At 69.6% G+C, this 7,632-nt stretch carries 7 protein-coding genes; 4 read left to right on the top strand and 3 right to left on the bottom strand.

Annotation, left to right across the window (positions count from 1 at the left end; genetic code table 11):
- Nucleotides 1-130 precede the first annotated feature (130 nt).
- The 3 genes from AB0N89_RS40740 to AB0N89_RS40730 all read right to left on the bottom strand — a co-directional run bounded on the left by AB0N89_RS40740 (nt 131) and on the right by AB0N89_RS40730 (nt 2,942).
- On the bottom strand, nt 131-586 hold the full coding sequence (locus AB0N89_RS40740) for a MaoC family dehydratase (RefSeq protein WP_364217022.1): 456 nt from the start codon (nt 584-586) through the stop codon (nt 131-133).
- Nucleotides 583-1,899 (bottom strand): MFS transporter, encoded by a 1,317-nt coding sequence (locus AB0N89_RS40735; protein ID WP_364217019.1) that lies wholly within the window; start codon nt 1,897-1,899, stop codon nt 583-585. The genes AB0N89_RS40740 and AB0N89_RS40735 overlap by 4 nt, the downstream gene beginning before the upstream one ends.
- Before the next feature lie 137 nt (nt 1,900-2,036).
- Entirely contained in the window at nt 2,037-2,942 is a 906-nt protein-coding gene (locus AB0N89_RS40730) for a LysR family transcriptional regulator (protein WP_364217016.1), read from the bottom strand.
- Nucleotides 2,943-3,051: 109 nt separating this feature from the next.
- Between AB0N89_RS40730 and AB0N89_RS40725 the strand changes: the two genes are divergently transcribed.
- From AB0N89_RS40725 to AB0N89_RS40710, 4 genes are read left to right on the top strand one after another with little or no spacing between them, the layout of a single operon-like run.
- The gene (locus tag AB0N89_RS40725) at nt 3,052-3,963 is read left to right on the top strand and encodes a CoA-transferase (RefSeq protein WP_364217024.1); all 912 of its coding nucleotides are present in this window, start codon (nt 3,052-3,054) and stop codon (nt 3,961-3,963) included.
- The gene (locus AB0N89_RS40720; RefSeq protein WP_364217013.1) at nt 3,960-4,730 is read left to right on the top strand and encodes a CoA-transferase; all 771 of its coding nucleotides are present in this window, start codon (nt 3,960-3,962) and stop codon (nt 4,728-4,730) included. Before AB0N89_RS40725 ends, AB0N89_RS40720 begins: the two co-directional genes overlap by 4 nt.
- A 9-nt stretch (nt 4,731-4,739) precedes the next feature.
- Nucleotides 4,740-6,230 carry a 3-hydroxyacyl-CoA dehydrogenase NAD-binding domain-containing protein gene (locus AB0N89_RS40715; RefSeq protein ID WP_364217011.1) on the top strand — a complete coding sequence of 497 codons (1,491 nt, stop codon included), beginning with the start codon at nt 4,740-4,742 and terminating at the stop codon, nt 6,228-6,230.
- On the top strand, nt 6,227-7,387 hold the full coding sequence (locus tag AB0N89_RS40710; RefSeq protein WP_364217008.1) for an acyl-CoA dehydrogenase family protein: 1,161 nt from the start codon (nt 6,227-6,229) through the stop codon (nt 7,385-7,387). The genes AB0N89_RS40715 and AB0N89_RS40710 overlap by 4 nt, the downstream gene beginning before the upstream one ends.
- The last annotated feature ends 245 nt before the right edge of the window (nt 7,388-7,632 follow it).

Raw genomic sequence — 7,632 nt, 5'->3', positions numbered from 1 at the left:
TGTTTCCCCCCCCCCGGGGGGGGGGGGGGGTCGCCCCACCCCCTGTGGGGTCAATTATGGGCCCCCCTTGGGGCCTGGCCCGACGCTTCCGGGCCTCCGTCGCGCCCGCTGACCGTCACTCACGACCGCGTCACAGGTAGTAGCGCGTCACCGATTCCGCCGCACAAGCCGGTTTCCGCGAACCTTCGAGCTCGAAGGTGAAGGCGCGCACCATCTGCACGCCGTCCCGCGGCACCGCCGTCACCTCCAGCACGGACGCGTGCAGCCGCACCCGGCCGCCGACCGGGACCGGCGCGGGGAACCGGACCTTGTTGAGCCCGTAGTTCAGCGCCATGCCGACGCCGGTGACGCGCAGCAGTTCGGCGAACATCGGGATGCCCCAGCTGAGCGTCATGTAGCCGTGGGCGATCGTGCCGCCGAACGGCCCCGCCGCGGCGCGCACCGGATCGGTGTGGATCCATTGGCCGTCACCGGAAACCTCGGCGAACTTGTCGATGAGGTCCTGCGTCACCGTTCGCCAGGCCGACGTGCCGAGATCGCGTCCTGCCAGCGCCTGGATCTCTTCGATGCCGTTCGCGGTGATCATCGCGCCACCGCCGCCGCGGCGGGTGCCTGCTCTTCGGCGCGCTCGTCGTAGTTGGGCCGCTTCAGCAGCGCCAGCATGCAGCCGAGGGTCAGCAGGACCTGGAAGACCGCGAACACGATCACGGCGGTGATCGAACCGGTGAGGTTGAGCAGGAACTGGCCCACGATCGGTGTCGTGCCGCCGAGCAGCGTGCCGCACAGCTGGTAGCACAGCGAGATCCCGGTGTAGCGCACGTGCGCGGGGAACCGGCTGGCCAGCATGCCCGCGAGCGCCGCGTAGTAAAGGCAGTGCGGGATCGTGGCGATCACGACGCCCGCCATCGCCGAGGCGTAGTCGCCGGTGCTGATCAGCAGGAACATCAGCGGCATCAGCACCAGTTCGGGCAGCAGCATCACCGACACCGCGCGGCGCCAGCTGGTCATCTTCGTGACGATCACCGCGCCCCACGGCTGCACCAGGATCTGGGTGATGTTGGCGACCAGGATGATCGTGAGGAACGAGCTGCGGCTGAAACCGATGTCCGACGTCGCCCAGGAAAGCGCGAAGGTGGACTTGAAATAGGTGGCGGACAGGCCGATGGTGCAGGCGCCGATGCCGAGCACGATCAGCATCGGGTGGTTGCGGAGCACCTCGGTCAGCGGCAGCTTGGCGACCTTCTTGGCCTCGATCAGCCCCGCCATGGCAGGGGATTCGGTGACCTTCAGGCGGATGAACAGCCCGACCACGACCAGTAGCGCGGAGGCGAGGAACGGGACGCGCCAGCCCCAGCTGACGAACGCCGAGTCCGGCAGCTGGCTGATGGCGAGGAAGCTGACCGTGCTCAGCGTGTTGCCCACCGGCGAACCCTGTTGCGCGAAGGCGCCGTAGAGGATCGATTTCCCCTTGGGCGCGTGCTCGGAGGCGATGAGCACGGAACCGCCCCATTCGCCGCCGAGCCCGATGCCCTGGACCATCCGGATCACCACGAGCAGGATCGGCGCGGCGATCCCGATGGTCGCGTAGCCGGGCAGCACCCCGATCAGGGTGGTCGAGATGCCCATCAGCAAGAGCGTGATGACCAGTGTCTTCTTGCGGCCGAGACGGTCGCCGATGTGCCCGAAGATGACGCCGCCGAGCGGCCGGGCGAGGAAGCCGACCCAGAAGGTCGCGAACGCGACCAGGGTGCCGAGCGCTCCGTCGAGTTCGGGGAAGAAGACCTTGTCGAACACCAGCGCGGAGGCGGTGCCGTAGATGTAGAAGTCGAACCACTCGATGGTCGAGCCGATGAACGCCCCGATTCCCGCGCGTTTCGCGGTCGCATTCGCCGCACCCATACCGTCTCCTTGGATCGCCGTTGTTCCCGGGCACGGCGACCCCCGGCGCCAACGTCCCTGTTCTGGCCGGAACCCTGCCAGCCGTCACCGAGACACGTCCAATACTGAATGGGCCAGTCAGTAAGTGCCGTGGCGTATCAATCGCCGCTGGACGCGGGTGTGGGCAGCGCCTTCTGGGCGACCGCGAGCACGGTCCGCAGCGCGGCGGACGGGTTGTCGGCCCGCCAGGCCAAAGCCGCGTGCAGGCGCATCGCCTTCCCGGCGAGACGCCGGTAGACCAGCCCGGTCTGCTGGATGTGCTGGCAGGAGGTCAAGGTCAGGGTCACGCCGACGCCTGCCGCGACGAGAGCCAGGATCGTGTACGAGTCCGGCGCCTCCTGGACCACTTTCGGGGTGAAGCCGCCCTCGGCGCAGGCCTTGACGGTGGCCTCGCGGACCGTGGAGCCCGCGTTCGCGGGGAAGCTGACGAACACCTCGGAGGCCAGCTCCTCGATGGGGATGCGCTCGTGCCCGGCCAGGCGGTGATCCGACGGCAGTGCGCAGATCAGCTCCTCCTCGTCGATCACCCTGGCCCGCACACCCGGCTGGGTGACCGGGAGGCGGACGAAGCCGAGGTCGAGCGAGCCGTCCGCGACGCGGTCCAGCGCCACGTTGGCGTAGGTCTGGCCGCGCATCACCAGTTCGAGCCCGGGGTGCGCGGCCCGGACCGCCCTGGTCAGCAGCGGCAGCGACTCGTGACTCGAAGCCCCGGCGAAACCGACGGTCACCCGGCCGAACTCGCCGCGGCCCGCCGCCTTCGCGGCCCGGGTGGCCAGGTCGAGGTCGTCGAGCACGGTGCGGGCCGGCGCGAGGAAGGACTCACCCGCGCTGGTGAGGCGCACCGACCGGGTGTTGCGTTCGAACAGGGCGACCCCGAGCTCGCGTTCGAGCTGGCGGATCTGCTGGCTCAGCGGCGGCTGGGCCATCTGCAGACGCTTCGCCGCGCGGCCGAAGTGCAGTTCCTCGGCCACCGCCAGGAAGGCGTTCAGATGACGGAACTCCATGTCGCACCTCGATTATTCAGTGTTCGATATCAATCTGACCTTAATTCGGTATTGGACTCTGCACAATGCCGCCTGGCACGGTGAACCTGTGACCGACAAGACCACCACGATGGCCGAGGCCATCGCCGCCTTCGTGCACGACGGCGACACCGTCGCCCTCGAGGGGTTCACGCATCTGATCCCGACCGCGGCCGGGCACGAGATCATCCGGCAGGGCCGCCGCGACCTCACCGTGGTCCGGATGACCGCGGACATCGTCGTGGACCAGATGCTCGCGGGCGGCTGCGTCCGGAAGCTGGTGTCGTCGTTCGTCGGCAACTCCTCGGCGGGCTCGCTCGGCGAACTGCGGCGGCGGATCGAACGCGCCGACCCCGAACCGCTGGAGTTCGAGGAGTACAGCCACTACGGGATGATCGGCCGCTACCTGGCCGGCGCGCAGCGGCTGCCGTTCTACCCGGTGCGCTCGTTCGCGGGCAGCGATCTGCCGTCGGTCAACCCCGGCCTCCGCAAGGTGCGCTCGCCCTACGACGGCGGCGAGCAGGTCTACGTGGTGCCGCCGGTCAACCCGGATGTGACGATCGTCCACGCCCAGCGCGCGGACCGGTCGGGCAACACCCAGGTCTGGGGCCTGACCGGGATCCAGGCCGAAGCCGTGTACGCGGCGAAGAAGGCCGTGGTGGTGGTCGAGGAGATCGTGGACGACGAGGTCATCCGCCGCGATCCCAACCGCACGCTCATCCCTTCGCACGCGGTCGACGCGGTGGTCGCCTGCCCGCGTGGCGCGCATCCGTCGTTCGCGCAGGGCTACTACGACCGTGACAACGCGTTCTACCGCGGCTGGTCGGCGATCAGCGCGGACCCCGAGCGCCTGCGAGCCTGGCTGGCGGAATGGGTGCTCGGCACGCGGGATCACCAGGAATACGTGGCGAAACTGGGGGAGCGCTATTGGGCGGGCCTCGCCGTCGACGACGCGCTGAGCCTGCCGGTGAACTACGGGAAGCGACGGGAGAACGCACGATGACGTCCACAAAGGACACCACCTCGTCCGAGCTGCTCTCGGTGGTGGCGTCCCGGGAGCTGGCCGGGAAACGCACCGTGTTCGCCGGGATCGGCCTCCCGACGCTGGCCGCGTCGCTGGCCCATCTCACGGTCGCGCCGGACCTGGAGATCGTCTACGAGTCCGGGGTCTGCGGCGCGCATCCTTCGCATCTGCCGGAGACCATCGCCGACGCCGTGCTGATCACCGGCGCGGAAGCGGTGCTGTCGATGCCCGCGCTCTTCGGGAACGTGTTGCAGGGCGGGCACATCGACGTCGGATTCCTCGGTGCCGCGCAGATCGACCGGTGGGGGAACCTGAACTCGTCGGTGATCGGCGACTGGGCCGAACCCGCGGTGCGCCTGCCGGGCCCGGGAGGCGCGATGGAGGTGATGGCGAACTCCGGTGAGGTCTTCGTCGTCATGCGCCGTCACGACCCCCGGTCCTTTGTGGACCAATTGGATTTCTGTACCTCACCAGGACCCGATCGCGCGCTGGCCGACGGCATCCGGCCGCTGGGCGCGGGCGTCACCAGGGTGATCACCGAACTCGGTATCCTCGCGCGGCAGGGAGTGGGCGAACCACTGCGGCTGGTCGCGGTCCATCCGGGCGTGACGGCCGATCAGGTGCGTGCGGCCACCGGCTGGCCGCTGGAGATCGCCGGAGACCTGGCCACCATCGAACCGCCCGCGGCCGCCGAACTCCGGCGGCTGCGCGAAGAAGTCGACCCCGGTCGCGTCTACCTGCGCTGAGGAGTGAACATGCGGATCAGAGTCATCGGAACCGGCGTGATGGGCCGGGGTATCGCGCAGTGGGCGGCGACCGCCGGGCACACCGTCGAGCTCGCCGACGCGCGGCGCGAGGCGGTCGGCGAGGCGATCGGCTTCATCGGGCGGCTGCTCGATCGCGCGGTCGTCAAGGGACGCCTGACGGAACCGGAGGCGGGCGCGGTCCGCTCCAGGCTCGTGCCCTTGGACGCGGTCGCGGCGCCGGGTGACGACGTCGATCTGGTGATCGAGGCGGTCCGCGAGGATCTGGACACCAAGGCCGAGCTGTTCACCGGACTGGAGGCGGTACTGCCGTCCACGACGATCTTCGCGACGAACACGTCTTCGCTGCCGGTCACCCGGATCGCCGCGACGCTGGCCGACCCGTCGCGGCTGGCCGGGTTGCACTTCTTCAACCCGGTGCCGTTGATGAAGATCGTCGAGGTGGTCCCGGGGGCGGCCACTCGCTCCGACATCCCGGGCGTGCTGGCGGAGCTGGTACGCGCCTCCGGACACCGCGCTGTGACGGTCGCCGACACTCCCGGTTTCCTGGTCAACCACGCGGGGCGCGGTCTGGTCACCGAGGCGTTCGCGCTGCTGGAGGACTCGGTCGCCGAGCCCGTGGTGATCGACCGGATCGCCCGCGACGTGCTCGGCCTGCGGATGGGCCCGTTCGAGCTGATGGATCTGACCGGGCTCGATGTGACGGCCGCCGTCATCGACTCGATCTGGACCGGGTTCCGGCATTCCGACCGGCTGCGGCCGTCGTTCCTCACCCCGAACCGGGTGGCCGCCGGACTGTTCGGCCGCAAGAGCGGGCGCGGGTTCTACGACCACCGCCCCGGCGCCGAAGTCAGCCAGGAAGAACCGGTCATCGGCGTCGAGTGTCCTTTGTGGATCGCCGGATCGGGGCCGGACGCCGATGCCCTGCGCGCGGCTTTGCCGAAGGCGCCGGACGAGCTCACTCCCGAAGCCGTCGTGCTGGTACCGACCTGGGGCACCACGGTTTCGGCGGCGATCGCCGCGCACGGGCTGCCCGCGTCTCGCACGTTCGGCGTCGATCCGCTGTCGCTGACCACTCGTCGCCGGGTGCTGGCCGTGACCCCGGCGTCGGATCCGGACGCGGTCCGTGCGGCCGTCGGTGCCTTGGGCGCCGAGTCGGTCTCGGTGGTGCGGGACGGCGCCGGTTCGGTCGCCCAGCGCCTGCTCGCGTCGATCGTCTCGGTCGCCGCGTCGATCGCGGAACGTTCGCTGGCCACCCCGGAGGACATCGACCTGGCCGTCACGGCGGCGCTCGGCTACCCGGCCGGACCGCTCGCCTGGGGCGATCGCGTCGGCGCCGACCGCCTGCTCGAACTCCAGAACCGGCTGCACGAGAGCACCGGCGACCCGCGCTACCGGCCGACACGCTGGCTGCGGGAACGCGCCGAACTCGGCCTGCCCTTGACCGCGCCCGCCTACCCGCTGGAGAAGGAAGCACCGTGATTTCACCGGATTTCGGCCTGACCGAGACACAACGCGACATCCGCGCCATGGCCGCGCGGTTCGTCGACGACGAGATCGTCCCGCACGCGGCGGAGTGGGATCGCGCCGAACAGGTCGATCGCGGCATCGTGAAACGCCTGGGGGAATTGGGTTTCCTCGGCCTGATGGTCCCCGAGACCTACGGCGGGGTGGACGCGGACATGCTGTCCTACGTCCTGGTGACCGAGGAACTCGGGCGCGGCGACTCGGCGGTGCGCGGGATCGTCTCGGTGTCTCTCGGCCTGGTCACCAAGACCATCGTGACGCACGGGACGGACGAACAGCGGGCGCAGTGGCTGCCCCGCCTCGTCAGCGGTGACGCTCTCGGCTGCTTCGCCCTCACCGAGCCGGGCACCGGCTCCGACGCCGCGTCGGTCAGCACCCGCGCCACGCGCGACGGCGGCGACTGGATCCTCGACGGCGGAAAGATGTTCATCACCAACGGAACCTGGGCGCAGGTGGCGTTGACGTTCGCCCGCACGAGCGAGCGCGGCCTCACCGCGTTCCTGGTGCCGACCGACACGCCGGGCCTGACCGCGCGGGAGATCCACGGCAAACTCGGCCTGCGCGGCCAGGCGACCGCCGAGCTGACCTTCGACGGCGTGCGCGTGCCCGACTCGGCCCGGCTGGGCGAGGTGGACCGCGGTCTGGGCATCGCGCTGGGCGCGCTGTCCCGCGGCCGGGTCTCGGTCGCGGCCGGCGCCGTCGGACTCGCGCAGGCAGCCGTCGACGCCGCCGTGCGGTACTCCACCGAACGCACCCAGTTCGGCCGCCCGATCGCGTCGTTCCAGCTGGTGCAGGAACTGCTCGCCGAGTCCGCGGTGGACGTCCGGGCCGCCCGGCTGCTCACCCATCACGTCGCGCGGATCGCCGATTCCGGTGTCTCGCCGAAGGATTACGCGACCGACGCGTCCATCGCGAAGTACCACGCGAGCGAGGCCGCGGTGCGGGTCAGCAACAACTGCCTCCAGGTCTTCGGCGGCTACGGGTTCATCGACGAGTTCCCGGTCGGCAAGTACCTGCGCGACGCCCGCGTGCTGACCCTGTACGAAGGCACCAGCCAGGTGCAGAAGCTGCTGATCGGCCGCGATCTGACCGGGGTGAACGCGATGCTGTGAGCGCGAGCGGATCCATCGCAAGCTAGTCCGTGAAGGCCTCCTTGAGGGACCCAGAGTCCCTCAAGGAGGCCTTCACGGAACGCAGGAGAGAAGCGCGGCGGTGGCGTGGTGGGTCGGGGTGGTCGTGAGTGGTAAGTGACGTTAGAACGTCATGTCATGTTTCAGGACTTCGTGAACAGATGTGTTTCAGGACTTCGTGAACAGTTTCTGTTTGGTCAGTCGTTGGTAGCGTACTGATCTGTCGA

The organism is Amycolatopsis sp. NPDC089917, from assembly GCF_040684635.1.
In the GTDB taxonomy this organism is placed as follows: domain Bacteria; phylum Actinomycetota; class Actinomycetes; order Mycobacteriales; family Pseudonocardiaceae; genus Amycolatopsis.
Note: the sequence above shows the minus strand (reverse complement) of the source record. Positions and strands in the feature narration are given on the sequence as shown.